Origin of the sequence: Pseudomonas sp. FW305-25 (assembly GCF_017351415.1) — a bacterium.
Taxonomy (GTDB): Bacteria; Pseudomonadota; Gammaproteobacteria; order Pseudomonadales; family Pseudomonadaceae; genus Aquipseudomonas; species Aquipseudomonas chlororaphis.
Map to the genome: position 1 here is coordinate 43,576 of NZ_JACNDE010000010.1, position 26,629 is coordinate 70,204.

Sequence of the window (26,629 nt, forward strand, 5' to 3'; positions counted from 1 at the left end):
CCTACAAGGAGCGTCGATCTATCAGAGACCGTAGCTCATCAGGCGATCGTAACGACGCGCCAGCAGTGTGTCGTTATCCATCTTCTTGAGCATCGCCAGCTGGGAAGTCAGCTCGGTGCGGATCAGCGCGGCAGCGGCGGCCGGATCACGGTGCGCGCCACCCAGCGGCTCGCCAATGACCTTGTCGACAATGCCCAGGCCTTTCAGGCGCTCGGCGGTGATGCCCATGGCTTCGGCGGCATCCGGTGCTTTCTCGGCGGTTTTCCACAGGATCGAGGCGCAGCCTTCCGGCGAAATTACCGCGTAAGTAGAGTACTGCAGCATATTCAGCTGATCGCAGACACCAATGGCCAGCGCACCGCCAGAACCACCTTCACCGATCACAGTGGCGATGATCGGGGTTTTCAGGCGCGCCATGACCCGCAGGTTCCAGGCAATGGCCTCGCTCTGGTTGCGCTCTTCGGCGTCGATGCCCGGGTAGGCGCCCGGGGTGTCGATAAAGGTCAGGATCGGCATCTTGAAGCGCTCGGCCATTTCCATCAGGCGGCAGGCCTTGCGATAGCCTTCAGGACGCGGCATACCGAAGTTGCGACGGACCTTCTCGCGCACTTCACGGCCTTTCTGGTGACCGATGATCATTACCGGCTGGTCGTCCAGGCGGGCAACGCCGCCGACGATCGCGGCGTCGTCGGAGAAGTGGCGATCGCCATGCAGTTCGTCGAACTCGGTGAAGATATGCTCGATGTAGTCCAGGGTGTACGGACGACGCGGATGACGCGCCAGGCGTGCGATCTGCCAGCTGGTCAGCTTGCCGAAGATGTCCTCGGTCAGGGTGCTGCTCTTGTCTTGCAGGCGGGAGATCTCATCGCCGATATTCAGCGAATTGTCATTACCGACCAAGCGCAACTCTTCGATCTTGGCTTGCAGGTCGGCGATCGGCTGTTCGAAATCAAGAAAATTCGGGTTCATAGGCGTCCGTCTTGGGTCGACGTCCAAGAGAGCTTGGGCCGGCCGGTTGTCTATTCGCGCCCTACCTTAAGGGAGAGGCGCGTTCAGGTCGAGATTAAAAATTCGGGTCGAGATCGGCGCACTTTTATGGCGCCAGACCATCAACGGTATTGGAGGAAGACGTTGTCTCGCCCGAACTGGTCACGCAGGGCTTGAATCAAGGCATCCGCCGGATCGATCCGCCAGGCTTCGCCGAACTGCAGCAAGGCCTTGGCGTCCTCCTTGGTGTATTCCATGGAGATCGGGCAAGCGCCGCGATGGCGTTTGCACAACTCCCCCAGCCAGCGTAGCTGATCGCCCTTGAGGGCTTCGGTGTGCACCTTCAGGCGCAGGCTTTCCGCCAGGTTGGTGCGCGCATCTTCCATGCTCATCACCCGCTTGACCCGCAGGCGCAGGCCGCCGGAGAAGTCGTCGTTGCTGACTTCGCCCTCGACCACCACCATCGCGTCGGTCTGCAGCAGGGACTGGGCCGAATGGAAGGCCTCGGCGAACAGCGAAGCCTCGATCCGCCCCGAACGATCGTCAAGGGTAATGAACCCCATCTTGTCGCCCTTCTTGTTCTTCATGACCCGCAGGGCAATGATCATGCCCGCGACGGTCTGGGTATCGCGCGCCGGCTTCAGGTCGACGATGCGCTGGCGGGCGAAACGGCGGATCTCACCTTCGTATTCGTCGATCGGGTGCCCGGTCAGGTACAGGCCGAGGGTATCTTTCTCCCCTTTCAGGCGCTCCTTGAGGGTCAGTTCCTTGGCCTTGCGATGATTGGCGTAGACGTCCGCATCTTCTTCGACGAAGACCCCGCCGAACAGGTCGGCGTGGCCACTGTCGGCGGTACGCGCAGTCTGCTCGGCCGCCTTGACCGCTTCCTCCAGGGCCGACAACAGCACCGCGCGGTTGCGGTCGATGTTGGCCTGGTAGGCCTTGATTTCGTCGTGAAAATAGGGCCCCAGGCGGTCCAGGGCACCACTGCGGATCAACGCATCGAGGGTACGCTTGTTGATGCGCTTGAGGTCGACCCGGCTGCAGAAGTCGAACAGGTCCTTGAATGGGCCACCTTCGGCACGGGCCTCGACGATCGCCTCCACCGGCCCCTCGCCCACGCCCTTGATCGCTCCCAGGCCATAGACGATGCGGCCGTCGTTATTAACGGTGAACTTGAAGTCGGAACTGTTCACATCCGGAGCATCGAGGCGCAGCTTCATGCTGCGCACTTCTTCGATCAGCACCACCACCTTGTCGGTGTTGTGCATATCCGCGGACAGTACCGCGGCCATGAAAGGCGCCGGGTGATGCGTCTTGAGCCATGCAGTCTGGTAAGACACCAGGCCGTAGGCGGCCGAGTGGGACTTGTTGAAACCGTAGCCGGCGAACTTTTCCACCAGGTCGAAGATGTTGCCCGCCAGGTCGGCATCGATATTGTTGTTGGCGCAACCTTCGATGAAGCCACCGCGCTGCTTGGCCATCTCCTCGGGTTTTTTCTTACCCATGGCACGACGCAGCATGTCGGCCCCGCCAAGGGTGTAGCCCGCCATCACCTGGGCAATCTGCATCACCTGTTCCTGATACAGGATGATGCCGTAGGTCGGCGCCAGTACCGGCCGCAGGCCCTCGTACTGGTAATCCGGATGCGGATAGGCCAGTTCGGCGCGACCGTGCTTACGGTTGATGAAGTCGTCCACCATGCCCGATTGCAACGGACCAGGACGGAACAGCGCTACCAGTGCGATCAAGTCTTCCAGACAGTCGGGCTTGAGCTTTTTGATCAGCTCTTTCATGCCGCGGGATTCGAGCTGGAACACCGCAGTGGTCTCGGCCTTCTGCAGCAGCTCGTAAGTCTTCTTGTCGTCCAGCGGGATGAAGTCGATGTTGACATCGGGCAGGTTCTTTTTGACCTGCTCGCGGTTGATGGTCTCCATCGCCCACTTGATGATGGTCAGGGTCCGCAGGCCGAGGAAGTCGAACTTCACCAGGCCGGCGGCCTCGACGTCGTCCTTGTCGAACTGGGTTACCAGGCCGTCACCGGCTTCGTCGCAGTAGATCGGCGAGAAGTCGGTCAGCTTGGTCGGGGCGATAACCACACCACCGGCGTGCTTGCCGACGTTACGCACCACACCCTCGAGCTTGCGCGCCATTTCCCAGATTTCCGCCGCTTCTTCATCGACCTTGATGAAGTCACGCAGGATTTCTTCCTGCTCGTAGGCTTTTTCCAGGGTCATGCCGACTTCGAAGGGAATCATCTTCGACAAACGGTCAGCCAGGCCGTAAGACTTGCCCTGCACCCGCGCCACGTCCCGTACCACAGCCTTCGCGGCCATGGAACCGAAGGTGATGATCTGGCTTACCGCGTTGCGGCCGTATTTCTCGGCCACGTAGTCGATGACCCGGTCACGACCGTCCATGCAGAAGTCGACGTCGAAGTCGGGCATGGAAACCCGTTCCGGGTTGAGGAAACGTTCGAACAGCAGGTCGTAGGCCAGCGGGTCGAGGTCGGTGATCTTCTGCACGTAGGCCACCAGGGAGCCGGCACCCGACCCCCGGCCTGGCCCCACCGGCACACCGTTGCTCTTGGCCCACTGGATAAAGTCCATAACGATCAGGAAGTAACCGGGGAACCCCATCTGGATGATGATATCCAGCTCGAAGTTCAGCCGGTCGACATACACCTGGCGCTTGGCTTCATAGTCTTCGGTGGTGTCCTTGGGCAGCAGCACGCTGAGGCGCTCTTCCAGCCCGTCGAACGACACCTTGCGGAAATACTCATCGATGGTCATGCCATCGGGAATCGGATAGTCAGGCAAGAAGTGCTTGCCCAGCTTCACTTCGATATTGCAGCGCTTGGCGATCTCGACCGTGTTTTCCAGGGCCTCGGGTAGGTCGCTGAACAGCTCGGCCATTTCCTCGGCGCTTTTCAGGTACTGCTGGTCGCTGTAGTTCTTCGAACGGCGCGGGTCGTCGAGGGCACGGCCTTCACCGATGCAGACCCGGGTTTCATGGGCCTCGAAGTCTTCGCGCTTGATAAACCGCACATCGTTGGTCGCCACCAGCGGCGCGCCGATCTTGTCCGCCAGGGCCACAGCTGCGTGCAACTGCTCTTCGTCGTTGGGACGGTTGGTACGCTGCACTTCCAGATAGAAACGATCCGGGAACACCGTCATCCACTCGCGCGCCAGGGTTTGCGCTTCTTGCAGATCGCCAGAGAGCAAGGCGATACCGATCTCGCCCTCTTTCGCGGCCGAGAGCATGATCAGGCCTTCGGCGGCCTCGGCCACCCACTCGCGCTCGATGATGATCTGGCCATTACGCTGGCCATCGATGAAGCCGCGGGAAATCAGCTCGGTCAGGTTGCGATAGCCCACGGCATTCATCACCAGCAGGCTGATGCGGCTCAGTGGATTCTCGGGATCCTTGTTCGACAGCCACAAGTCGGCGCCACAGATCGGCTTGATCCCGGTGCCCATGGCCGCCTTGTAGAACTTGACCAGGGAACACATGTTGTTCTGGTCGGTAACCGCCACGGCGGGCATGCCCATGCCGGCCAACGTCTTGACCAGCGGTTTGATCCGCACCAGACCGTCAACCAGGGAATATTCAGTGTGCAGGCGTAGATGAACGAATGAAGCCGGCATAGTGATCCTGTAAGAAAGCGCGAAAACAACAAGGCCCGGAAATCCGGCGATTTAAAGGGGTCGAGCTCGGTAATACTGCGTTGAACAGCGGCTCAAAATGCTCATTGACTAACGTCAACTGCGCTTTATCGCCACCGTTCGCCTTGTCTTACCTTCGCTCTTCACCCTCTAAAACAGCCGGATTGTACCGGGCCTTCGCTAAAACATCAGCCTCAGGACTGAATCTCGCCCACGTTCTCACGGGCTTCGTAGGCTTGGCGTACCGGCGCGAACGAGCGCCGGTGAATCGGCGTCGGCCCCAGGCGGGCCAGCGCTTCCAGATGAACGGGCGTCGGATAGCCCTTGTGTCCGCCGATGCCATAACCGGGGTAGATCAGCTCGAACGCCGCCATCTCACGATCCCGGCTGACCTTGGCCAGAATCGACGCCGCGGCGATCGCGGGCACCTTGCTATCGCCCTGGACCACGGCTTCGGCAGGCATCGACAGTTTCGGGCAACGGTTACCGTCGATCATCGCCAGTTTCGGGGTCACGCTCAGCCCTTCTACCGCGCGCTGCATGGCCAACATGGTGGCATGCAGGATATTCAACTCGTCGATTTCCTCGACTTCGGCGCGGGCAATGCACCAGCTCAAGGCTTTCTCACAAATCTCGTCGTAGAGCTTTTCGCGACGGGCCTCGGTGAGTTTCTTCGAGTCGTTCAGGCCGAGAATCGGCCGACTCGGATCGAGGATGACGGCAGCCGTGACCACTGCGCCGCACAAGGGGCCGCGCCCTACTTCGTCGACACCGGCCACCAGGTCTTCGGCATCGGCCACCAGCGAGAAATCCAGTCCCATCTGCATCTTTTCGTTACTCATGCCGGTTTGCCAATCAGGTTCAACACCGCTTCAGCCGCCTGGTTGGAGGCATCTCGGCGCAGGGTACGATGGATCTCGTCAAACCCGCGGGTCTGCTCCTGGCCGTCTTCGATCAAGGGCGACAGGGTCTGGGCCAGGGCCTCTGCAGTGGCGTCGTCCTGCAGCAGCTCGGGAACCAGCAGGCGCTGGGCCAGCAGGTTCGGCAGGGAAATATAAGGGCTCTTGACCATACGCTTGAGAATCCAGAAGGTCAGCGGCGCCAGGCGATAGGCAACGACCATCGGGCGCTTGTACAGCAGCGCCTCAAGGGTCGCGGTGCCAGAAGCGATCAATACCGCGTCGCAAGCCGCCAGCGCCTGATGCGACTGGCCGTTGAGCAGGGTCAGCGGCAGGTCGCGACCGGCCAGCAGCTCTTCCAACTGCGTGCGTCGCTCGGGGCTCGCGCAAGGCATGACGAAACGCACCCCAGGACGCAAGGCGCGCAGGCGCTGTGCCGCGTCGAGGAACAAGGCTCCCAGGCGCCCGACTTCGCCGCCACGACTGCCCGGCATCAGGGCCACCAGCGGGCCCTCGGGCAAGCCCAGTTCAGCGCGAGCCGCAGCCCGGTCAGCCTCCAGCGGAATGGCGTCAGCCAGGGAGTGCCCGACGAACCGCACCGGCACGCCCTTCTCTTCATAGAATCTGGCTTCGAACGGGAACAGCGTCAGCATCAGGTCGCAACCTTCGCGGATCTTCAGCACGCGTTTTTGCCGCCAGGCCCAGACCGAGGGGCTGACGTAGTGCACGGTCTTGATGCCGGCCTGACGCAACTGGAGTTCGATGTTGAGGTTGAAGTCGGGGGCATCGATGCCGATAAACACGTCCGGCTTCTCGGCGATCAGGGTCTGAACCAGCTTCTTGCGCCGGGCCAGCAGTTCGCGCAAGCGCCCCAGGACTTCCACCAGCCCCATGACCGCCAGGCGCTCCATCGGGAAGTAAGAGGTCAGCCCTTCGGCCTGCATCAGCGGGCCACCGACACCGATGAATTCAACGGCAGGATGCTGGGCCTTGAGCGCGCGCATCAAACCGGCGCCAAGAATGTCGCCGGAAGCTTCGCCAGCCACCAGCGCAATACGCAGTTTGCTCATGATTAACGGGTGATGCCGCGAGTCGAAGACTGGATCGAGTCACGAAATACCGCGACTTCGGGAAATTGTGCAGCAGCTTCTGCCAACTCGACGAGCGCCTGATCGACAGTCAAGCCCTGGCGATACACCACTTTATAGGCTCGACGCAGGGCGTGAATCGCGTCTTCGCTGAAACCACGACGACGCATGCCCTCGAAGTTCATGCTGCGTGCCTCGGCCGGGTTGCCGAACACTGTGACAAAGGCCGGAACATCCTTGCCGATCGCCGTACCCATGCCGGAAAAGCTGTGGGCGCCGATATGGCAGTACTGGTGAACCAGGGTGAAGCCGGACAGGATCGCCCAGTCGTCCACATGCACATGGCCGGCCAACGCCGTGTTGTTGACCAGGATGCAATGGTTGCCGATCACGCTGTCGTGACCGATATGGGCGTACGCCATGACCAGATTGTGATCGCCGAGAGTAGTCTCGGAACGATCCTGGACAGTGCCGCGATGAATGGTCACGCCTTCACGAATGACGTTGTGGTCACCAATCACCAGGCGGGTTTCCTCGCCTTTGTACTTCAGATCGGGAGTGTCTTCGCCTACCGAGGAGAACTGGTAGATACGATTGTGCTTACCGATCCGGGTCGGGCCTTTGAGAACTACATGAGGCCCGATCACCGTACCCTCGCCGATTTCCACACCGGCGCCAACGATCGACCACGGGCCAACCTCAACGTCGTCGGCCAGAATGGCCGTCGGATCGATGATTGCGCGAGGGTCAATCAAACTCATAGTTTGCGTTCCGCACAGATGATTTCAGCGGAGCAGACTGGCTTGCCGTCGACCGAAGCCTGGCATTCGAATTTCCAGATCTGGCGCTTGCAACTGATGAACTTGGCTTCCAGGATCAACTGGTCACCCGGCAGCACCGGCTGGCGGAAGCGCAGCTTGTCGGAACCGACGAAGTAATAGAGGGTGCCATCGGCCGGCTTCACGTCCAGCATCTTGAAACCAAGAATGCCCGCAGCCTGAGCCATGGCTTCGATGATCAGCACGCCCGGCATGATTGGATGCGCGGGGAAGTGACCATTAAAGAAAGGTTCGTTGATGCTGACATTCTTGTAGGCACGAATGCACTTGCCCTCAACATCCAGATCCACTACCCGGTCCACCAACAGGAACGGGTAACGGTGAGGCAGGTATTCGCGAATCTCGTTGATGTCCATCATTTCGGGGGGAAGCCTGTAGTAAAGATTGGGAGCGTGCGACTAACGCACACTCCTCTAGCAAATCAAGGAGGCAGTCTAACGGCTGTGCACACTTGATATGGAAATGGTATCAGCCATCTGATGAAGCTTTACCGTCGGGGGTCACTTCCCCAACGCGCTTTTCCAGTTGCCGCAGGCGTCGCGCGAGATCATCGAGCTGACGGATGCGTGCCGCGCTTTTGCGCCACTCGGCAGCAGGCTGCATGGCTGTACCGGAAGAGTAGGCACCCGGCTCGGTAATCGAGTGGGTCACCATGGTCATCCCGGTCAGGAAAACGTTGTCGCAAATATCGATGTGGCCAACCAGCCCGACACCGCCGGCGAGCATGCAGTGCTTACCGATCCGGGTGCTGCCGGAAATACCGACACAGGCTGCCATGGCGGTGTGATCACCGACCTGGACGTTGTGGGCAATCTGAATCTGGTTATCCAGCTTCACGCCATTGCCGATGACGGTATCGGCTAGCGCTCCGCGATCGATAGCGGTATTCACGCCAATCTCGACATCATCGCCAATGGTGACACCACCAATCTGCGCGATCTTCTGCCAGATGCCCTTCTCGTTGGCGAAACCGAAACCTTCGCCGCCCAGTACCGCACCAGACTGAATGACCACACGCTTGCCGATACGCACATCGTGATAAAGCGTCACGCGTGGAGCCAGCCAGCCGCCCTCGCCGATCTGGCAACGAGCACCGATAAAACAATGAGCACCGATCGTGACGCCCGCAGCAATTTGCGCGCCGCTCTCGACGACCGCAAACGCGCCAACGCTGGCCGCTGCGTCGACTACAGCATCCTCGGCAATGACCGCAGTCGGATGAATGCCGGCCGGCGCCTTGGGCTTGGGATCGAACAGGTGGGAAATCCGCGCGTACGACAGGTAGGGATCGGCCACGACCAGGGCATCACCGGCATAACCTTCGGCATCCGCCGCCTTCAGCAGCACGGCGCCTGCCTGACTGTCAGCCAGATACTTACGGTATTGGGGATTTGCCAAAAAGCTCAACTGAGCTGGGCCAGCCTCCTGCAAGGTGGCTAGCCCAGTGATTTCTTTCTCTGCGGAGCCACGCAGGATGGCTCCGAGGAACTCGGCCAGCTGGCCGAGCTTTATAGTCGCTGTCATGGGTTACTTCAGCTGATTCATGCGCTCGATAACCTGGCGAGTGATGTCGTACTGAGGTTTGACATCAATCACTGCGCCACGCTCGAACACCAGGTCAAAACCACCTTTCTTGATGACTTCTTCCACGGCGCTGTCGAGCTTCGGCTTCAGTTGCTTGAGCATTTCACGATCGGCAACGGCCTTGGCTTCGTTCAGTTCCTTGGACTGGAACTGGAAGTCACGGGCTTTCTGCTTGAATTCGAGCTCCAGACGCTCACGCTCGCCTTGCTGCATCTTGTCGCCACCGGCAACCAGACGATCCTGAATGCCCTTGGCACTGCTTTCCAGGGTTTTCAGCTTGTTCAACTGCGGGCCGAACTTCTTCTCGGCGTCCACTGCGTATTTTTTCGCAGCATCGGATTCCAGCAGTGCCATCTGATAGTTCAGCACGGCGATTTTCATGTCGGCAAAGGCCGGGCCTGCTACCAGGACAGTCGCCAGGAGAACCAATTGAGTCAACTTACGCACGATGCACTCCTACAAAATCCATTGTCGTTATCTTGGGTCGGACTCTTAGAAAGTCTGACCGAGGGAGAATTGGAACACCTGGGTTTCAGCGTTGTCAGGTTTCTTGACAGGCATTGCAAGAGCAAAACTCAGCGGCCCCAGAGCGGTTACCCACGTCACGCCGACACCCACGGAACTGGCCAGATTGCTCAGGCTGACGTCATTACACTGTGTATCGGAACGCAAACCACTAGGGTTTCTGACCTGCTCGCATTTGGAGTCGAACACATTACCCACGTCCCAGAACACGGAAGTCCGCAGCGAACGCTGATCCTTGACGAACGGCATCGGGAACAACACCTCGACACCGCCCTGAATCAGCACGTTGCCGCCGAATGGCAGCGGATCCTGATCGGGATCACGCGAAGTACCAGAGTTGCCGGTCTCAAGCGCACCACGACTCGGAGTACTGCGAGGACCCAAGGTGCTGTCCTTGAAACCACGAACCGAGTTGAAACCACCAGCATAGTAGTTTTCATAGAACGGCAAGCCGTCGGTCGAACCATAACCGTCGCCATAACCCAGTTCGGTGTGCAGGCGCATGGTGTAGGTGTCGGTCAGCGGCTGGAACAACTGGCCGCGGTAGTCGAGCTTGAAGAACGACAGGTCGCTACCTGGGGTGGTGGCTTCCAGCACCAGGCTCTGGGAATGACCACGGGTCGCCAGGACACCTTTGTTCAGGGTCGACTCGGACCAGCCGGCCGAAGCCTTGAAGTTCAGGTAGTTATCGCCTTCACGGTTCACGAAGTCGAAGATTTCGTCGACGGTATAACGACCGGTCTTGATCTTGTCTTGTTGCGCGGTCAGGCCGAAGGTCAGACGCGAAGTCTCGCTGATCGGGTAGCCAACGCTGACGCCGGCACCCAGGCTGTCTACCGCATAGCTCGCCACGTCGACATCAAGGTCGTCGTAGTCAGTGGTGCGATAGAACGCGTTATAACCCAGGCTCACACCATCGGCGGTCCAGTAGGGGTCGACATAACCGAAGTTGTAACGGCTTTGGTATTCGCTGCGAGTCAGGCCGATGCTGACCTTGTTACCGGTACCCAGGAAGTTGTTCTGGGTGATCGAACCACCAAGGATCAGACCGGCGCTCTGGGCGAAACCGACGCTGGCGGTGATCGAACCGGAAGCCTGCTCTTCTACTGCGTAGTTGACGTCTACCTGGTCGTCGACACCTGGCACGGCCGGGGTTTCGACGTTGACTTCCTTGAAGAAGCCCAGACGCTCCAGACGGGTCTTGGACTGGTCGATCAGGTAAGTCGAAGCCCAGCCACCTTCCATTTGACGCATTTCGCGACGCAGCACTTCGTCCTCGGACTTGGTGTTGCCGCGGAAGTTGATGCGGTTCACATAGGCACGCTTGCCCGGATCGACCACGAACGTGATATCGACCGTGTGATCTTCGTCGTGAGGCTGCGGAACACCGTTGACGTTAGCGAAGGTATAACCCTCGTTGCCCAGGCGGCGGGTGATCAGCTCGGAAGTGGTGGTCATCAACTTGCGCGAAAACACCTGGCCCTTCTCGACCAGCAGCAGCGACTTGACCTGGTCTTCAGGCACTTTCAGGTCACCGCTGAGCTTCACGTCACGAACGCTGTACTTCTCGCCTTCGTTGACGTTCACAGTGATGTAGACATGCTTCTTGTCCGGGGTGATCGAAACCTGGGTCGAAGCGATATCCATGTTGATATAGCCACGGTCCAGGTAATAGGAACGCAGGCGCTCCAGGTCACCGGAGAGTTTTTCACGCGCATACTTGTCGTCGTTCTTGAAGAACGACAGCCAGTTGGTGGTTTTGAGTTCGAACAGTTCGACCAGGTCTTCGTCCGGGAACACGGTGTTGCCCACGACGTTGATGTGCTGGATGGCAGCGACGGTGCCTTCGTTGATGTTGACCTTCAACGCCACACGGTTGCGCGGCTGCGGCACCACTTCGGTATCGACGGTGGCCGAGTAGCGGCCCTGAGCTACATATTGGCGCTGCAGTTCGTTACGAACACCTTCAAGGGTCGCACGCTGGAAGATTTCTCCTTCCGCGAGACCGGATTGCTTGAGGCCTTTCATCAAGTCTTCAGTGGAAATCGCCTTGTTGCCTTCGATTTCGATACTGGCGACGGATGGACGCTCGACTACCGTGATGACCAGGACATTGCCATCTCGGCCCAGCTGGATATCTTGAAAGAAGCCGGTTTTGAACAGCGCACGAGTGGATTCCACCAGGCGACGATCATCCGCCTGCTCACCGACGTTCAGCGGCAAGGCCCCAAAGACGCTACCCGCGGAGACCCGCTGGAGGCCGTTGACGCGGATATCGGAGATAGTGAAGGACTCGGCGTGAACTTCGGCGATCATCAATACGGAGAGAACCGCAGTTAGCAGCAGACGTTTCATGAAGTCCTTTCTTATTCCAACTGGCAATAAAGAAACTGCCGCAAAATGCGGCAGATTCGCAATTCAGCGAAGCGTTACAGACGACCCAGATCGTTGACCAAGGCAAGCAACATCACCCCGACCACCAAGCTGATACCGATCTGTATCCCCCAACCTTGCACCCGATCCGACAAGGGACGACCACGCGCCCACTCGATCAGATAAAACAACAGATGCCCCCCATCCAGTACAGGAATGGGCAGCAAGTTCAGAACCCCTAGGCTAATACTCAGATAAGCAAGGAAATTCAAGAAATCAGCAACGCCCGACTGGGCAGAAGCGCCCGCCACTTTAGCAATGGTTATCGGTCCACTCAAGTTTTTTACCGAGAGCTCGCCGAACAACATTTTCTTCAGTGAGTCGAGGGTCAGCACGCTCATGGTCCAAGTACGCCGGGCTCCTTCGCCAATCGCAGCCAGCGGGCCATAACTGACCTCGCGAAGCATTTCCGGCGGCCAATCGACTGCCTTCACCCCAGCACCCAGATAACCACTGGCAACTTTCTCTTTACCGCGCGCGGCCAAGGTCACCGGGACGTCGATTTGAGCACCATCACGCTCGACGCGCAGCACAATCTTGGTATCAGGACGTACACGCACCCAGTCGACGACCTGTTGCCAATCGGTCAGCGGCTGACCATCCAGCGCCAGCAAACGATCGCCGGTTTTCAGGCCAGCTGCCTGGGCCGGGCCTTTCGGGTCGAGCTCGGCCAGAACGGGGGCGAGCTCCGGACGCCAGGGGCGAATCCCCAGGGAACGAATAGGATCCGGCTCATCGGTCCCCTTGAGCCAATTGTCGAGCACCAGCTCGCGGGGCGAATCGGCAGTCGAACCCTGCTCGCGAACCAACAACTGCAAGGTGCCGCTTTCGCCCAGACGTCGAACCAGCTGCAAGTTGACCGCCGACCACCCCAAGGTGGGTTCGCCATCGATTGCAACAATTTCCTGACCGGAACTCAGGCCGGCCTTGGCGGCAATGCTTCCAGCCTCGACGCTGCCGATGACCGGACGCACCTGCTCGCTACCGAGCATCGCCAGCCCCCAGAAGAACACCAGCGCCAGCAGGAAGTTGGCGACAGGACCGGCGGCAACGATGGCGATACGCTGGCGCACCGACTTGCGATTGAACGACTGATCAAGCTGATCGACAGGCACTTCACCTTCGCGCTCGTCGAGCATCTTCACGTAGCCGCCCAGCGGGATGGCGGCAATCACGAACTCGGTACCCTGCCGGTCATGCCAACGCAGCAGCGGCATGCCGAAGCCCACGGAGAAACGCAGAACCTTGACGCCGCAACGACGCGCCACCCAGAAGTGACCGAATTCATGGAAGGTGACCAGCACACCCAGGGCGATCAGGGTGCCGACAATCATATAGAGCGCGCTCATCTACTTTCTCCGCAATCCTATCCAGTGCCGATACGCTCAGGCTTGTCGCAATCCTTACCGGCCGTTGCGACCCAGCCACTGCTCAGCCAGGGCACGGGCTTTGGCGTCCGCCGCGAACACGGCGCTCAGTTCATCGACTGCAACAACCGGCTCGAGGCTTAAAACTTCTTCGATGATACTCGCGATCTCGGGGTAGCGGATGCGCCGTTCGAGAAACGCGGCAACAGCCACCTCGTTGGCCGCGTTCAACATGGCCGGAGCGCTGTTGCCAGCTTCCGCGGCCTGGCGCGCCAAACGCAAGCAAGGGAACCGCTGTTCATCAGGCGCCTGGAAATCCAGGCGTGCCACGGCGAACAGATCCAGAGGCGGCACGCCAGAGTCAATCCGCTCCGGCCAAGCCAGGGCATTGGCGATCGGCGTACGCATATCCGGGTTGCCCAACTGGGCCAGCACCGAACCGTCCACGTAGTCGACCAGCGAATGAATCACGCTTTGTGGATGAATCACCACCTCGACCTGGGCAGGCTTGGCATCAAACAACCAGCACGCCTCGATCAACTCGAGGCCTTTGTTCATCATGCTGGCCGAATCGACGGAAATCTTGCGCCCCATGGACCAGTTGGGGTGGGCACACGCCTGCTCGGGCGTTACCTGCTCCAGTTCGGCCAGCGGAGTTTGGCGGAACGGGCCACCGGATGCGGTCAGCAAAATACGCCGCACTCCCACATTGCTCAACCCACGGGAAAAGTCCGCGGGCATGCACTGGAAGATGGCGTTGTGTTCACTGTCGATAGGCAGCAATACCGAACCGCTCTTGCCCACCGCCTGCATAAACAGCGCGCCGGACATGACCAGTGCTTCTTTATTGGCCAGGAGAATTTTCTTGCCGGCCTCGACGGCAGCCAGGGTCGGACGCAAGCCCGCAGCACCGACGATAGCCGCCATGACCGCATCGACTTCAGGGTCGGACGCCACCTCACACAACCCCTCTTCGCCCACCAGTACACGGGTGCGCGAACCGGCATTGCGCAAGTCCTCCTGCAAGCTGCGCGCGGCAGCGATATGCGGGACGACGGCAAAACGGGGAGCGTGACGGATGCACAGTGTCAGCAACTCAGCCAGACGACTGAAACCGCTCAAGGCGAAGACCTGATAACGCTCGGGATGACGGGCAATGACATCCAGCGTACTGAGGCCGATAGAGCCGGTGGCTCCGAGAACCGTAATCTGCTGTGGGCGACTCACAATGCAGCCATCCACAACAGCACGGCGAATACCGGAATGGCTGCGGTCAGGCTGTCGATACGATCGAGCACGCCGCCATGCCCAGGCAGCAGGTTACTGCTGTCCTTGATCCCGGCCTGGCGCTTGAACATGCTTTCGGTCAGGTCGCCGACCACCGAGATGAACACCACGATAGCCGCTCCGAGCAAGCCTAGAATGATCTGCCCAACGGACCAGTCCGCAACCAGACCGACCACCGCAGTGATCACCAGACTCAGCAGCAGGCCGCCGTACACCCCCTCCCAGCTCTTGCCCGGGCTGACCTGCGGCGCCAGCTTGCGCTTGCCGAACGCCTTGCCGGAGAAGTAGGCACCGATATCAGCGCCCCAGACCAGCACCATCACCGCCATGATCAACCAGTTGCCCAAAGGCTGCTGCTTGATGAAGACCAGGCCTTGCCAGGCCGGCAGCAGAATCAGCAGACCGATCACCAGCTTGGCCGCGGCACCAGCCCAATGCTCACGGGTACGCGGATAGGTGAGCACCAGGAAAGTCGCCAGCCCCCACCAGAGCACCGCAGCCCCCAGCACCCAAGGCGCGATACCTGGCAACAGCTGCATCAGGAACAACAGCGCAGCGACCACTACTGCATAGGCAATACGGGTCGACTGAGCCTCGAAACCCGCCAGGCGCGCCCACTCCCAAGCCCCGAGGGTCACCACCAGCCCAATAAACAGGGCGAAGGCAGAACCTTCGAGCAAGAAAAAACCGCACAAGGCGATCGGCAGCAGGATCAGCGCAGTAATGATTCGTTGTTTGAGCATTAAACCCGGGCTCCAGCTTCGACCTGCTCGCTCGTTTTACCGAAGCGGCGCTGGCGAGAAGCGTAATCGGCCAGCGCAGCGCGCATGGCATCGTGTTTGAAGTCCGGCCAGAACAGGTCGGAGAAGTACAGCTCGGCATAAGCCAGCTGCCAGAGCAGGAAATTGCTGATGCGGTGCTCGCCCCCCGTACGAATGCACAGGTCCGGCAATGGCAGGTCGCCAGTCGCCAGGCAGGTTTGCAACAACTCAGGGGTAATGTCCTCAGGACGCAGGTGCCCCGCCTGAACTTCCCGCGCCAGGCGCTGAGCGGCCTGGGCGATATCCCACTGACCGCCATAGTTGGCAGCGATCTGCAGAATGAAGCGGTCACTACCCGCAGTCATCGCCTCCGCCTCGCGCATTGCAGCCTGCAACTCAGGATGGAAACGCGAACGATCGCCAATGATGCGCAGGCTGATGTTGTTTTCATTGAGGCGTTTGGCCTCGCGGCGCAATGCTTTGAAGAACAGATCCATCAAGGCGCTGACTTCATCGGCCGGCCGCTGCCAGTTCTCACTGGAGAAGGCAAACAGGGTCAGCACCTCGACCTTGGCCTCGGCGCACACCTCGATCACCGCGCGAACAGCATCGACACCCGCCTTGTGCCCGGCGACGCCGGGCATAAAGCGTTTTTTTGCCCAGCGATTGTTGCCATCCATGATGATCGCGACATGGCGCGGCACCGAGGACGGCGCACTCTGCTTGGTCTTGTCCATTTAAAGCCCGACCCTTATACGGCCATCAGGTCCTTTTCTTTTTCGTCAGTTGCCTTAGCAATCTGAGCCTCGAACTCTTTGATCAGCTTGTCGATCTCAGCACCGGCGCGACGCTCTTCGTCTTCACTGATTTCCTTGTCCTTGGACAGTTTCTTCAGATCGCCCAAGGCATCGCGACGAATATTGCGCACGGCAACACGGGCATCTTCAGCAGCAGCACGCGCCTGCTTGGTGAAGCCTTTGCGGGTTTCCTCAGTCAGCGGCGCCATTTTGATCAGCAGCAGCTCACCAAGATTGGTCGGATTGAGGTTCAGGCCAGCACTGCCGATGGCCTTGTCGATTGCCCCAAGCATGTTGCGCTCGAATGGCACTACCTGCAGGGTCTGAGAGTCTTTCACGGTAACGTTGGCCACACCGCTCAATGGGGTGTCAGTGCCATAGTAAGGCACCATCACGCTACCCAGGATGCTCGGGTGTGCCTTGCCGGTGCGGATCTGGCCAAACGCGTGAGCCAGCGACTCCAGGGACTTCTTCATGCGCTCTTGAGCGTCTTTCTTGATTTCGTTGATCATTGTTCGCCTTCCTCGATCAGGGTTCCTTCAGCGCCGCCATGCACGATGTTCAGCAGGGCGCCGGGCTTGTTCATGTTGAATACGCGCAATGGCATCTTGTGGTCGCGGCACAGGCAGATCGCCGTCAGATCCATGACACCCAGCTTGCGATCCAGCACTTCATCGTAGGTCAGATGATCGAACTTCTCGGCATGCGGGTCTTTGAATGGGTCTGCGGTGTACACACCGTCAACCTTGGTTGCCTTGAGCACTACGTCGGCATCGATCTCGATCGCCCGCAAGCATGCTGCGGAGTCGGTCGTGAAGAACGGGTTGCCGGTACCGGCAGCGAAGATCACCACTTCCTTGGAGTTCAGATGGCGCATCGCCTTGCGACGGTCATAGTGATCGGTCACACCCACCATGGAAATGGCCGACATGACGATCGCCGAGATATTCGCACGTTCCAGCGCGTCGCGCATGGCCAGGCCGTTCATCACAGTGGCCAGCATGCCCATGTGGTCGCCTGTTACCCGATCCATGCCTGCCGCACTGAGCGCCGCGCCACGGAACAGGTTGCCACCACCGATGACCAGGCCAACCTGAACACCGATGCCCACCAGCTGGCCGACTTCCAGCGCCATGCGATCGAGCACCTTAGGGTCGATCCCGAACTCTTCCGAGCCCATCAGGGCCTCGCCGCTAAGCTTGAGTAGAATGCGTTTATAGCGAGCTTGATAACCACTGCCCTGCTGAGCCATTGCGAATCTCTCCTGCGGCGTATTTTAAAAATTCTCTGCAAGCTGTTTGCAGCCTGCGTTCACTCTAGCTTGACGCTGTCACAGCGCCATCAGAACACGACTTTGTAAACCGGTTCCGAAGGCAACCCAATAAATTGGTTACCCCATTTGAAAAGAGGCTGCGCGCGTGAGCGGGCAGCCTCTTTCGGGCGACAGTTGAAAAACCGTCTTACTGTTGCTTGGCAGCAGCCAGTTGTGCGGCAACTTCTTCAGCGAAGTTGTCTTCTTTCTTCTCGATGCCTTCACCTACCGCGAAGCGGGTGAACGAAACGATTTCTGCGCCGCCTTTCTTGGCCAGGGCACCTACGGTGACTTCTGGATCCTTGACGAAAGCTTGCTCAACCAGGCTGGCTTCGGCCAGGAACTTGCTGATACGGCCACCGATCATTTTTTCAACGATTTCGGCTGGCTTGCCTTTCATCTTGTCTTCGTTCAGCTGCAGGAACACAGCTTTTTCGCGCTCGATGGCTTCAGCGGAAACTTGCGATGGCAGCAGGAACTCAGGGTTGCTTGCAGCCACGTGCATGGCGATGTCCTTGGCCAGTTCCACGGAACCGCCTTTCAGGACAACCGCAACACCGATCTTGTTACCGTGCAGGTAAGTACCGACCACGTCACCTTCAACGCGAGCCAGACGACGGATGTTGACGTTCTCGCCAGTCTTGCCAACCAGAACCAGACGATCGGCTTCTTGAGCCTCGATCAGCGGAGCGGCATCGGTCAGCTTGTCAGCGAAAGCTTTTTCGACGCTGGCAGCAACGAATGCCTTGAAGTCGTCCTGCAGAGCCAGGAAGTCGGTCTGCGAGTTGACTTCCAGCAGAACGGCGGCTTTACCGTCGTCCTTGATGGCAATGGCGCCTTCAGCAGCGATGTTGCCTGCTTTCTTGGCAGCCTTGATGGCGCCCGAAGCGCGCATGTCATCAATGGCTTTCTCGATGTCGCCGCCAGCCTTGGTCAAGGCTTTCTTGCAGTCCATCATGCCTTCGCCGGTACGCTCGCGCAGTTCTTTAACCAACGCTGCAGTAATCTCTGCCATTTTCAAATTCCTCTTGGATAGGTTTTCAACCATTCCACCCGACTCAACGGGCGATCAATTCTTGAGCTGCGCTCTCGAAAACCCTTGATAGCCGCCACACATGACAAGAACTGCAGGGGCGCCATCGGCAAATGATTTCCGAGGTGGCAAAAAGGGGGCCTAGCCCCCTTTTTGCGTACTGAGTAAACGCTAAGCGTCAGTTACTCAGGCTTCAGCTGCCGGCGCTGGAGCGTCTTCAGCGAATACTTCGGTGCCGCCAGCAACGTTGTTGCGGCCACGGATCACGGCATCAGCCATCGACCCCATGTACAGCTGGATGGCGCGAATGGCGTCATCATTGCCTGGGATGATGTAGTCAACACCTTCCGGGCTGCTGTTGGTATCGACAACGCCGATGACCGGGATGCCCAGCTTGTTGGCTTCGGTGATCGCGATGCGCTCGTGGTCAACGTCGATCACGAACAGTGCGTCAGGCAGACCGCCCATGTCCTTGATACCACCCAGGCTACGATCCAGCTTTTCCAGATCGCGAGTGCGCATCAGCGCCTCTTTCTTGGTCAGCTTGGCGAAGGTGCCGTCTTCCGACTGAACTTCCAGGTCACGCAGACGCTTGATGGAAGCACGGATGGTCTTGTAGTTGGTCAGCATGCCGCCCAACCAGCGGTGATCGACGTACGGCGAACCGCAACGTGCTGCTTCTTCAGCAACGATCTTGCCAGCGGAACGCTTGGTGCCGACGAACAGAATCTTGTTTTTGCCCTGGGCCAGACGCTCTACGAAAGTCAGAGCTTCGTTGAACATTGGCAGGGTTTTTTCAAGGTTGATGATGTGAATCTTGTTACGCGCGCCGAAAATGTACTTGCCCATTTTCGGATTCCAGTAACGGGTTTGGTGACCGAAGTGCACACCGGCCTTCAGCATATCGCGCATGTTGACTTGGGACATGATAGTTCCTTAATAAGTCGGGTTAGGCCTCCACGTATCCCAATGACCAACCAACAGCTTGTGCTGAGGGCACCCAGGTCATCGTGTCGACACGTGTGTGGGTTTAGGCTTTTCAGGGCATCCCCGGAAAGCGGCGCATTTTATACCACAAGAAGGGTAAAAACGGAACCCGGATTCTCATTTCCCCCGGAGGGCTTTTTTGCTCCCCCCTTGGAATCGGGCCAGAATGCTCCACTGTTATAGAAAGAAGCGACGCACAGAGCCTCAGATTTGCCCCGGGGCTCTGTTAGAATCGCACCTTTGAGGCTTTTGAAAGCGCGGCGACCCCACAGCGGGTTCAGCCTTCGATACACCGCTTTCAAGCCATTCCGTGTTTATCCGCGCCACTGAGCGTCAAGAGAGCCTGTATGACCGTCACCCTCAAAACTCCCGAGGACATCGCAAAAATGCGTGTCGCCGGCAAACTGGCCGCCGAAGTGCTGGAAATGATTGCCGAGCATGTCAAACCCGGCGTGACCACCGAAGAGCTGGACCGCATCTGCCACGACTACATCGTCAATGTGCAGCATGCGATTCCCGCGCCGTTGAATTACAAGGGTTTCCCCAAGTCCATCTGCACCTCGATCAACCACGTGGTGTGCCACGGCATCCCGAACGAGAAGCCGCTGAAGGATGGCGACACCCTGAACATCGACGTCACCGTCATCAAGGACGGCTACCACGGCGATACCAGCCGCATGTTCCACGTCGGCACCGTGCCGGTCTGGGCCGAGCGCCTGTCGCAGATCACCCAGGAATGCATGTACAAGGCCATCGAACTGGTCAAGCCGGGCTGCCGCCTGGGCGACATCGGCGAAGTCATCCAGAAACACGCTGAAAAGAACGGTTTCTCGGTGGTGCGTGAGTTCTGCGGCCACGGTATCGGCAAGGTGTTCCACGAAGAGCCGCAGATCCTGCACTACGGCCGCGCCGGCACCGGCATGGAACTGAAAGCCGGCATGACCTTCACCATCGAGCCGATGATCAACCAGGGCAAGGCCGACACCAAGGTGCTGGGCGACGGCTGGACCGCGATCACCAAGGACCGCAAGCTCTCCGCGCAGTGGGAGCACACCCTGCTGGTGACCGAGACCGGCTACGAGATCTTCACCCTGCGCAGCGATGACACCATCGCGCGCGTCTCGGCCTGATCCACGCAGTTGCGCCCTGACCTATAGATAGAAAGGAAAGCCAATCGATGCCGCAGGTGGATCCCGAATTGTTCGACCGCGGCCAGTTCCAGGCGGAACTGGCCCTGAAGGCAAGCCCTATCGCTGCCTTCAAGAAAGCCATTCGCCAGGCACGCGAAGTGCTCGACGAGCGCTTTCGCAGCGGACGGGATATCCGCCGGCTCATCGAGGACCGCGCCTGGTTCGTCGATAACATCCTGCAAAAGGCCTGGGACCAGTTCGACTGGAGCGACGACGCCGACATTGCCCTGGTGGCGGTCGGCGGCTACGGTCGCGGCGAGCTGCACCCCTACTCCGACATCGACCTGCTGATCCTGCTGGACAGCGCCGACCACGAGATTTTCCGCGACTCCATCGAACGCTTCCTGACCCTGCTCTGGGACATCGGCCTGGAAGTCGGGCAAAGCGTGCGCTCGGTGGAGGAATGCGCCGAAGAGGCCCGCGCCGACCTGACTGTGGTTACCAACCTGATGGAAAGCCGCACCATCTGCGGCCCCGAACGCCTGCGCCAGCGCATGCTCGACGTCACCAGCACGGCGCACATGTGGCCGAGCAAGGACTTCTTCCTGGCCAAGCGCGCCGAACAGAAAGCCCGCCACCACAAGTACAACGACACCGAATACAACCTGGAACCCAACGTCAAAGGCTCGCCCGGCGGCCTGCGAGACATCCAGACCATCCTCTGGGTCGCCCGTCGCCAGTACGGCACGCTGAACCTGCGGGCCCTGGCCGGCGAAGGTTTCCTGGTGGAAAGCGAGAACGCGCTGCTGGCGTCGTCCCAGGAGTTCCTGTGGAAAGTCCGCTACGCCCTGCACATGCTCGCCGGGCGTGCCGAAGACCGCCTGCTGTTCGATCACCAGCGCTCGATCGCCAAGCTGCTGGGGTTCGAGGGCAACGATGCCAAGCAGGCCATCGAAAGCTTCATGCAGCAGTACTACCGGGTGGTGATGAGCATCGCCCAGCTCAGCGACCTGATCATCCAGCATTTCGAGGAAGTCATCCTCGCCCCGGAAGACGAAGCGCCGCCGCAGCCGATCAACTCGCGCTTCCAGCTGCACGACGGCTACATCGAGGCGATCAACGCCAACGTGTTCCGCCGTACGCCGTTCGCCATGCTGGAAATCTTCGTACTCATGGCCCAGCACCCGGAGATCAAGGGCGTACGCGCCGACACCATTCGCCTGCTGCGCGAAAATCGCCACCTGATCGACGACGATTTCCGCCACGACATTCGTAATACCAGCCTGTTCATCGAGCTGTTCAAGTGCGAGATCGGCATCCACCGCAACCTGCGGCGGATGAATCGCTACGGCATTCTCGGGCGTTATCTGCCGGAGTTCGGCCATATCGTCGGGCAGATGCAGCATGACCTGTTCCACATCTATACGGTCGACGCCCACACCCTGAACCTGATCAAACACCTGCGCAAACTGCAGTACACCCAGGTTTCGGAGAAATTCCCGCTGGCCAGCAAGCTCATGGCCAAGCTGCCCAAGCCCGAGCTGATCTACCTGGCCGGGCTCTACCATGACATCGGCAAGGGCCGGCACGGTGACCACTCGGATATCGGCGCCGTGGACGCGGAAGCCTTCTGCATCCGCCACCAGTTGCCGCTGTGGGACACCCGCCTGATCGTCTGGCTGGTGCAGAACCATCTGGTGATGTCGACCACCGCCCAGCGCAAGGACCTGTCCGACCCGCAAGTAATCCATGACTTCGCCCAGGTCGTGGTCGACCAGACCCGCCTGGACTATCTCTACGTGCTGACGGTTTCCGACATCAACGCGACCAACCCGACGCTGTGGAACTCATGGCGCGCCAGCCTGTTGCGCCAGCTCTACACCGAGACCAAGCGCGCCCTGCGCCGCGGCCTGGAAAACCCGGTGGACCGCGAAGAGCAGATCCGCCAGACGCAAAGCGCGGCCCTGGACATTCTGGTCCGCGCCGGCACCGACCCGGACGACGTCGAGCAGCTCTGGGCGCAACTGGGTGACGACTACTTCCTGCGCCACACCGCCGGCGATGTGGCCTGGCACAGCGATGCGATCCTCCAGCAGCCGGCCGACGGCGGCCCTCTGGTGCTGATCAAGGAAACCACCCAGCGCGAATTCGAGGGTGGCACGCAGATCTTCATCTACGCCCCGGACCAGCACGATTTCTTCGCCGTGACCGTGGCCGCGATGGACCAGTTGAACCTGAACATCCATGACGCCCGGATCATCACCTCGAGCAGCCAGTTCACCCTCGACACCTATATCGTGCTCGACAATGACGGCGGCTCGATCGGCAACAACCCGCAACGCGTCAAACAGATCCGCGACGGCCTTACCGAGGCCCTGCGCAACCCTGACGACTACCCGACCATCATCCAGCGTCGAGTACCGCGTCAGCTCAAGCACTTCGCCTTCCCGCCGCAAGTGACTATCCACAACGATGCCCAGCGCCCGGTCACCGTGCTCGAACTGAGCGCTCCCGATCGCCCCGGCCTGCTGGCGCGTATCGGCAAGATCTTCCTGGAGTTCGACCTGTCGCTGCAAAACGCCAAGATCGCCACCCTGGGCGAGCGCGTGGAAGACGTGTTCTTCATTACCGACGCGCACAACCAGCAACTGTCCGATCCCCAGCTGTGCAGCCGACTGCAGGACGCCATCGTCGAACAGCTGAGCGTCAGCCACGAACCGCCTACCGCCTTGACGCGCCTGAGCTTCTGACCACGCGCCACGACCCGCTTTGAGTGAGACACCGCACCGATGAACAACGCTCTGAACCAGCTGCAGCCCTACCCGTTCGAGAAACTCCGCGCCCTGCTCGGCGGCGTCCAGCCCAACCCCGCCAAGCGCCCTATCGCGCTGTCCATCGGCGAACCCAAGCACCGCTCGCCGAGCTTTGTCGCCGAGGCCCTGGCCAATAACCTCGACCAGATGGCCGTGTATCCGACGACCCTGGGGCTTCCAGCCCTGCGCGAAGCCATCGCCAGCTGGTGCGAACGGCGTTTTGGCGTGCCCGACGGCTGGATCGACCCGGCGCGCAATGTGCTGCCGGTCAACGGCACCCGCGAGGCGCTGTTCGCCTTCACCCAGACTGTGGTCAACCGTGGCGACGACGCGCTGGTGGTTAGCCCGAACCCCTTCTATCAGATCTACGAAGGCGCGGCCTTCCTCGCCGGCGCCAAGCCGCACTACCTGCCGTGCCTCGATGAAAACGGCTTCAATCCGGACTTCGACGCGGTACCGGCCGAGATCTGGCAGCGTTGCCAGATCCTGTTCCTGTGCTCGCCGGGCAACCCGACCGGCGCACTGATCCCGATCGAAACCCTGAAGAAACTCATCGCCCTGGCCGACCAGTACGATTTCGTGATCGCCGCCGACGAGTGCTACAGCGAGCTGTACTTCGACGAGCAAACGCCGCCACCCGGCCTGCTCAGCGCCTGCGCCGAGCTGGGACGCCAGGACTTCAAGCGTTGCGTGGTGTTCCACAGCCTGTCCAAGCGCTCCAACCTGCCGGGCCTGCGCTCCGGTTTCGTCGCCGGCGACGCAGAGATCCTCAAGGGCTTCCTGCTGTACCGCACCTACCATGGCTGCGCCATGCCGGTTCAGACCCAGCTGGCCAGCATCACCGCCTGGAACGACGAAGTGCATGTGCGCGCCAACCGCGCGCTGTATCGCGAGAAGTTCGATGCGGTGCTGGAGATCCTGGCACCGGTACTCGACGTGCAACGCCCGGACGGCAGCTTCTACCTGTGGCCGAACGTGGCGGGCGACGACACGGCGTTCTGCCGCGACCTGTACGAACAGGAACATGTGACCGTGGTGCCGGGCTCCTACCTGTCACGCGACGTCGACGGCAGCAACCCGGGAGCCGGTCGAGTGCGCATGGCCCTGGTGGCGCCATTGGCCGAATGCGTGGAAGCCGCCGAGCGGATCCGCGATTTCGTTCAGCGCCGTAAGTAACTCACACCCCCGTAGGAGCGAGGCTTGCCCGCGATAGAAACGACGCCGTACAACTGATACACCGCGTTATCGTTCATCGCGAGCAAGCTTCGCTCCTACAAGAAGACCAACGTTATTTCACCTGCCCCAGATTGGCCTCGCTGAGGTCCAACTCGCCCAATACCTCGCGCAACACGTCGTCGCCGATCTGGTGCTGGCGGCTCAACCGATACAACTCCAGCCGCTGCGCCCGCAGCGCCTTCAAACGCAATTTGCGCTCCAGCAAATCCATCTGAAACGCCAGCGCCTGGGCTTCGGCGGAATCGTTGAACACCTCCAGCTGATGGCGATACTCCGACATCAGCCGCCCCTTGAGCTCGGTGGCCAGCGCCGCCTGGGCCGCATCCGGCGAGCTGGCCCCATCGGCCACTTCCTCGGCCTCCAGGGCATGGATCGCCGCCTCGGCGGTTTTGCGCCAGGCGTCACGCACTTCGGCATGCCGCTTCTCGTCAGGACTCTTCTGGATGCCCCGCAGCAACAGCGGCAAGGCGATACAGGCGGCCACCAGCGACAACAGGATCACCCCGGCGGCAATGAAGATCAGCAGGTCGCGCTCGGGAAATGCCTCGCCCGCTCCCAGCAACAGCGGCACCGACATGACGCCCGCCAGGGTCACCGCCCCGCGTACCCCGCCCACCGTCAGCAACCAGCAGGAACGCGCGGTCGGCACCAGGGTCAGTTCGCCCTTGCCACGCCAGCGGCGCAACAGGCCGGACAGGCGCCAGATGCTTTGCACCCAGATGAACCGCAGCACCAGCAATACCAGGAAGATCGCTCCCACATCCAGGCACCGATAGAACAGGGTCGGCCACAAGGTGGTTTCGTGGCTGACCACGGCCTTGATGATGTCCGGCAGTTGCAGGCCCAACAGCAGAAAGATCAGGCCGTTGAAGGCGAACTCCAGCAACGACCAGACGCTGCGGTTGAGCAAGCGCGTGCTGGTCTGCCGGGGCAACAGATCGAGCCAGCTCTGCATCATCCCCGCCGCCACCGCCGAGAGGATGCCCGAGGCTCCCAGGCGCTCGGCCAGCACGTAGGCGGCGAACGGCAGCAACAGCATGAACACCACATGGGTCGCCGGGTCGTCCCAGCCGCGGGCGATCATCCAGGCTCGCAAGCGCCCCACCAGCCAGCTCAGGGCCACGCCAACCGCCAGGCCGCCGACGGCCACCAGGACAAACGTCAGGCTGGCATTGGCCAGGGAAAACACCCCGGTCACGGCCGCCGCCAGGGCGAACTTGAAGGTCACCAGGCCGGAGGCGTCGTTCATCAGTGCCTCGCCCTGCAGCATGTGCATCAAGGGCGTCGGCAGGCGGTTCTGGGAAATCGCCGAGACCGCCACGGCGTCGGTCGGCGACAAGACAGCCGCGAGGGCGAAGGCCACCGGCAAGGGAATGGTCGGCAGCAACCAGTGAATGAAATAACCGGCCCCCACCACGGTGAACAGCACCAGGCCCACGGCCAGGGTCAGGATCGGTCCGCGCAGGCGCCACAGCTCGCGCTTGGGCATGCGCCAGCCATCGGAGAACAGCAGCGGCGGCAGGAACAGAAACAGAAACAATTCCGGGTCCAGGGCCACATGCAGCCCCAGAGTGGGCCAGGCCAGCAAGGCCCCGGCGGCGATCTGCAGCAGCGGCAACGGCAACGGAATCACCCGTCCGACCAGCCGCGAGAGACTCACCAGCATCAGCAGGATAAGGACGGTATAAGCGGTTTGCATAAAGCGGTTTTCCCAATCGATCAGCAGCGGACTTCAGGCAACAGGTTACCGTCGAAGTGCCATATTAGCCGCTTAAGCTGGGGCATCGCCGCTGCACAAAAGTCGCAAGCGGCCCATGCCGCTGTCACACAAAGCTACAAAGCCGGACCTTCGCCGACGCCGAACCGCCGCGGGCATGGCATAATCC

General features: G+C 60.3%; 21 protein-coding genes. 3 read left to right on the forward strand and 18 right to left on the reverse strand.

Translation table 11 applies throughout. The features are described from left to right. Positions 1–21: 21 nt before the first annotated feature. From J4E58_RS12120 to rpsB, 17 genes are all read right to left on the reverse strand, one after another. The gene (locus J4E58_RS12120; RefSeq protein WP_007924049.1) at positions 22–969 is read right to left on the reverse strand and encodes an acetyl-CoA carboxylase carboxyltransferase subunit alpha; all 948 of its coding nucleotides are present in this window, start codon (positions 967–969) and stop codon (positions 22–24) included. Between the two features lie 140 nt (positions 970–1,109). After that, the gene (gene dnaE, locus J4E58_RS12125; protein ID WP_087091383.1) at positions 1,110–4,634 is read right to left on the reverse strand and encodes a DNA polymerase III subunit alpha; all 3,525 of its coding nucleotides are present in this window, start codon (positions 4,632–4,634) and stop codon (positions 1,110–1,112) included. Positions 4,635–4,846: 212 nt separating this feature from the next. Then, positions 4,847–5,479 carry a ribonuclease HII gene (rnhB, locus tag J4E58_RS12130; protein ID WP_007924054.1) on the reverse strand — a complete coding sequence of 211 codons (633 nt, stop codon included), beginning with the start codon at positions 5,477–5,479 and terminating at the stop codon, positions 4,847–4,849. Positions 5,480–5,490: 11 nt separating this feature from the next. Next, positions 5,491–6,621, reverse strand: coding sequence for a lipid-A-disaccharide synthase (gene lpxB, locus J4E58_RS12135; protein WP_087091382.1), 1,131 nt, complete (start codon positions 6,619–6,621; stop codon positions 5,491–5,493). A gap of 2 nt (positions 6,622–6,623) precedes the next feature. Continuing rightward, positions 6,624–7,400, reverse strand: coding sequence for an acyl-ACP--UDP-N-acetylglucosamine O-acyltransferase (gene lpxA, locus J4E58_RS12140; protein WP_007924057.1), 777 nt, complete (start codon positions 7,398–7,400; stop codon positions 6,624–6,626). Continuing rightward, positions 7,397–7,837, reverse strand: coding sequence for a 3-hydroxyacyl-ACP dehydratase FabZ (gene fabZ, locus J4E58_RS12145; protein ID WP_007924058.1), 441 nt, complete (start codon positions 7,835–7,837; stop codon positions 7,397–7,399). Before fabZ ends, lpxA begins: the two co-directional genes overlap by 4 nt. Positions 7,838–7,946: 109 nt before the next feature. Next, positions 7,947–9,002, reverse strand: a complete 1,056-nt coding sequence (gene lpxD, locus J4E58_RS12150; protein ID WP_087091381.1) for a UDP-3-O-(3-hydroxymyristoyl)glucosamine N-acyltransferase — start codon at positions 9,000–9,002, stop codon at positions 7,947–7,949. Between the two features lie 3 nt (positions 9,003–9,005). Beyond that, positions 9,006–9,509 (reverse strand): OmpH family outer membrane protein, encoded by a 504-nt coding sequence (locus tag J4E58_RS12155; RefSeq protein WP_007924063.1) that lies wholly within the window; start codon positions 9,507–9,509, stop codon positions 9,006–9,008. 45 nt (positions 9,510–9,554) lie between these two features. After that, a complete protein-coding gene (bamA, locus tag J4E58_RS12160; protein WP_085529950.1) occupies positions 9,555–11,942 on the reverse strand; it encodes an outer membrane protein assembly factor BamA in 2,388 nt (795 codons plus the stop codon). A 74-nt stretch (positions 11,943–12,016) separates the two neighbouring features. After that, positions 12,017–13,369, reverse strand: coding sequence for a sigma E protease regulator RseP (gene rseP / locus J4E58_RS12165; RefSeq protein ID WP_007924067.1), 1,353 nt, complete (start codon positions 13,367–13,369; stop codon positions 12,017–12,019). A gap of 54 nt (positions 13,370–13,423) precedes the next feature. Beyond that, positions 13,424–14,614 (reverse strand): 1-deoxy-D-xylulose-5-phosphate reductoisomerase, encoded by a 1,191-nt coding sequence (gene ispC / locus J4E58_RS12170; RefSeq protein WP_087091380.1) that lies wholly within the window; start codon positions 14,612–14,614, stop codon positions 13,424–13,426. After that, positions 14,611–15,417, reverse strand: coding sequence for a phosphatidate cytidylyltransferase (locus J4E58_RS12175; protein WP_007924070.1), 807 nt, complete (start codon positions 15,415–15,417; stop codon positions 14,611–14,613). Before J4E58_RS12175 ends, ispC begins: the two co-directional genes overlap by 4 nt. Then, positions 15,417–16,172 (reverse strand): polyprenyl diphosphate synthase, encoded by a 756-nt coding sequence (gene uppS, locus J4E58_RS12180; protein WP_007924072.1) that lies wholly within the window; start codon positions 16,170–16,172, stop codon positions 15,417–15,419. The genes J4E58_RS12175 and uppS overlap by 1 nt, the downstream gene beginning before the upstream one ends. A 14-nt stretch (positions 16,173–16,186) precedes the next feature. Then, complete coding sequence (gene frr, locus J4E58_RS12185) at positions 16,187–16,744, reverse strand: ribosome recycling factor (protein ID WP_007924074.1); 558 nt, start codon at positions 16,742–16,744, stop codon at positions 16,187–16,189. Beyond that, positions 16,741–17,484, reverse strand: coding sequence for a UMP kinase (gene pyrH / locus J4E58_RS12190; RefSeq protein ID WP_007924076.1), 744 nt, complete (start codon positions 17,482–17,484; stop codon positions 16,741–16,743). The genes frr and pyrH overlap by 4 nt, the downstream gene beginning before the upstream one ends. Before the next feature lie 208 nt (positions 17,485–17,692). Beyond that, complete coding sequence (gene tsf / locus J4E58_RS12195) at positions 17,693–18,559, reverse strand: translation elongation factor Ts (RefSeq protein WP_007924077.1); 867 nt, start codon at positions 18,557–18,559, stop codon at positions 17,693–17,695. 204 nt (positions 18,560–18,763) lie between these two features. Then, positions 18,764–19,504, reverse strand: a complete 741-nt coding sequence (gene rpsB / locus J4E58_RS12200) for a 30S ribosomal protein S2 (protein ID WP_007924078.1) — start codon at positions 19,502–19,504, stop codon at positions 18,764–18,766. 407 nt (positions 19,505–19,911) lie between these two features. Between rpsB and map the strand changes: the two genes are divergently transcribed. The 3 genes from map to dapC are packed head-to-tail and all read left to right on the forward strand — an operon-like array spanning position 19,912 to position 24,683. Then, on the forward strand, positions 19,912–20,694 hold the full coding sequence (gene map / locus J4E58_RS12205; RefSeq protein ID WP_009042382.1) for a type I methionyl aminopeptidase: 783 nt from the start codon (positions 19,912–19,914) through the stop codon (positions 20,692–20,694). A 47-nt stretch (positions 20,695–20,741) separates the two neighbouring features. Then, complete coding sequence (locus J4E58_RS12210) at positions 20,742–23,444, forward strand: [protein-PII] uridylyltransferase (protein WP_087091379.1); 2,703 nt, start codon at positions 20,742–20,744, stop codon at positions 23,442–23,444. 39 nt (positions 23,445–23,483) lie between these two features. Next, positions 23,484–24,683, forward strand: a complete 1,200-nt coding sequence (gene dapC / locus J4E58_RS12215) for a succinyldiaminopimelate transaminase (protein ID WP_087091378.1) — start codon at positions 23,484–23,486, stop codon at positions 24,681–24,683. A 112-nt stretch (positions 24,684–24,795) separates the two neighbouring features. Here dapC and J4E58_RS12220 read toward each other — a convergent pair whose 3' ends face one another. Then, a complete protein-coding gene (locus J4E58_RS12220; RefSeq protein ID WP_087091377.1) occupies positions 24,796–26,442 on the reverse strand; it encodes a Na+/H+ antiporter in 1,647 nt (548 codons plus the stop codon). Positions 26,443–26,629: the final 187 nt, after the last annotated feature.